General features: G+C 61.3%; 3 protein-coding genes. 2 read left to right on the forward strand and 1 reads right to left on the reverse strand.

Annotation, left to right across the window (positions count from 1 at the left end; genetic code table 11):
- Window positions 1-55 precede the first annotated feature (55 nt).
- Entirely contained in the window at window positions 56-688 is a 633-nt protein-coding gene (locus VIZ63_RS02565; protein WP_331607926.1) for a TetR/AcrR family transcriptional regulator, read from the forward strand.
- Window positions 689-775: 87 nt separating this feature from the next.
- Here VIZ63_RS02565 and VIZ63_RS02570 read toward each other — a convergent pair whose 3' ends face one another.
- A complete protein-coding gene (locus VIZ63_RS02570; RefSeq protein ID WP_331607927.1) occupies window positions 776-1,261 on the reverse strand; it encodes a hypothetical protein in 486 nt (161 codons plus the stop codon).
- Between the two features lie 260 nt (window positions 1,262-1,521).
- Between VIZ63_RS02570 and VIZ63_RS02575 the strand changes: the two genes are divergently transcribed.
- Complete coding sequence (locus VIZ63_RS02575; protein ID WP_331607928.1) at window positions 1,522-2,385, forward strand: hypothetical protein; 864 nt, start codon at window positions 1,522-1,524, stop codon at window positions 2,383-2,385.
- The last annotated feature ends 178 nt before the right edge of the window (window positions 2,386-2,563 follow it).

Genomic DNA, 2,563 nt, shown 5'->3' on the forward strand with positions numbered 1-2,563 from the left:
TACATTCGCGCTGCCGTTGTACTGTCAAGTCAAAAGTTATAGAGCATGCATTGAAATGCTGCCTCGACCCGCACGCAAAGCGCTCAACACCTATCACCACGGGGATCTCCGCGATGCCCTGGTTCAGGCCGCGTTGCATGAAGCCGAGCTCGGCGGCCCGGAAGCGATCAGCATCAGCGCGCTTGCCAAGAAACTCGGCGTCTCGCAGCCGGCGCCCTACAAGCATTTTGCCGATCGCGAAACGCTGCTTGCAGCCGTCACGGCCGAAGCGTTCCGCCAGTTCAGCGCGATGATGCGCACGGCGATCGAAAAGCCGTCGAAACAATCGAAGCTGTCGCGCTTCGCGCAGCTCACGCTGGATTTCGGACTGCGCCGCAACGGCATCTATCGCCTGATGTTTGCGTCGCGAACCATGGCATGCGCGCCGAAAGGCAGCGAGTTGCACAGCGCAGCAATGGAGACCTTCGAACTCCTGGTGGAAGCGCTGGAAGCCCCCGCCATCGGGTTGCTGCGCGAGCGGAGCGCCCTGAAGGTCTGGGCTTCGCTGCACGGCGTCGTCATGCTCGCCGAGCAGGGATTGCTCACCGGCCAGGTCGCCCATGTCAGCCGGGAGGAGCTGGTCGAGGACATCGTGAAGGAAACGAAACTCGCGCTGTCGGTGGCGATCGAGGTGGCCGTTCGGCCTTGAGATCAAGCGCGAGGTGGTCGAAGGCGCCGGCCCGTCGAACGAAGCACCACCGTCGAGGCGGGGCAGGTTCCGGTCCAGCGCAGCACATCACCTTCGCGCAGGATCCCTTCCCTCTCCCTGGCGTGGTGCAAACGATTGATTGCCGAATGGCGACGCCGTGGGGACGGTCATGACGATGAAGCTGCGGCCAGTCGATTGATGGCAGGAATTGCAGCCGGTGGTCAGTTCGCCGAAAGCTTTGCCAAATGCTGCTGCATTTCGCGCGGCGATCGCGCTCTCGATCGATTTGATCGGCGGATCGATCATCGTAATATTCTCTACGGGTATGTCGGTATAGAGCGCGATAGCATCGGTGAGGCTGGATTTCACCAATTCCAGTTCGTAACCCGCGAGCTCCCAATTCTTCTGCCGCCCCGCGGTCCACAGCTTCGAATGCCTGAACTGGACCGCGCTCATGATATCGGCAAGCCGCGCCGGGGATTTCTGCGCCGTCTGGGCGGCAACCATAAGCGGTAATACCGACCCTACGGCGATTGCGGCGACCGCCGCGAGATATTTCGTACTTTTGCGCATTCTCTATTTCCAGGCTGCTGTCCTATTCCTAAGCCGTCGCCGCCGGAATCCCTTGACCTAGGTCAACTTTGCCCAGGCGGCGGCAAACGCGCCACACCATCCACGGGATCGATACCCGCGCGACGATGGCTTCTTGTAATCTCCGCAGCCAAATGGTCATCTCTGCCGGTCAAGGGCATCGTCGATTGATCACCAATCCCATCTACCCCCCTACACCTCGCCGTCTGTCATTCAGACCGGTGCAACCCGTCAGAAGCGCAGTGATCGGCGTGCTGACCTCGTTGTGCCTGTGCGGTCTTGCGATTGGCAAGGATAACGCCGACGACGATGAGGATGGGGCCTCGACCAAGCCGGCCCTGCCGAACTTTTACCTCGATATGAGAACCACCTACTCGACGCTGCCCGCCGGCACGCTTTCGATCGGATTCAGCGCGCCGCCCTTGTTGTCGCGGCTGGCGAACCTTTCCTCGCTCCGAACCGCCACCTCGCCGTCGAGCCAAAATCTCTCGGTCGACCTGCCACTGACTGTCGATGTCAACGATCGGCTGTCGGTCTACGGTGGCGTCAGCGGCGCCGCGTCGCAGGGCGGTACCGATCCCTGGACGACGTTCTCGATCTACGCCTTTACCGTCGGATTTCAGGCCGACATCCATCAGCAGAACGGTGGAATGTTTCCGACCATCACCGTCCAATCCAACGCGACGCGCTCGACTTCAGACGCGCCGCTGGCCACGACGACCTACAACACCATCATCGAGGCAGGCTACGCGCTGGACGCGGAAGAGATGCGCGGTCTGCTCGCTGGCGCGCAGTACACCAGAGTGCTGGTCGATACCCCGTTTGCCCGCGTCAGCCCCGATATCATGGGCTATGTCGGCGGCTACTATCAGTGGGACAGCAACTGGAAGCTCACTGGACGCGTCGGCGTGCAACATTTCGGCGGCGCGCAGCTTCTTAGCCTGACGCCGTTTCCCGCCTTCACGCAGCCGATCGTCCGCCTCGATCTCGACCGCATGGACGATGACGACAATCGGCTGTTCGGCATCACCGCGCAGATCGCATGGGCGCCGAAGCCGTCCTACCAGCTGACGCTGCGAACGCCGCTATATGCGATCAAGAATTAGCAGCCCATAGGCGCGGGCCGGCCACCACCGAGCCCGCGCCTACGTCCACGACAACACGAACGTTTTGCGATTCGTGGAAATTTCAATTTCCACTTCGATCTTTCTTCCGCCTCATACCCCGTCGTTCGTGGTGCGCGCTCTGCAGCGATGGCTGGAGTTCAGACCTGCAATCCGCACT

Origin of the sequence: Povalibacter sp., assembly GCF_036520495.1 — a bacterium.
Taxonomy (GTDB): domain Bacteria; phylum Pseudomonadota; class Gammaproteobacteria; order Steroidobacterales; family Steroidobacteraceae; genus Steroidobacter.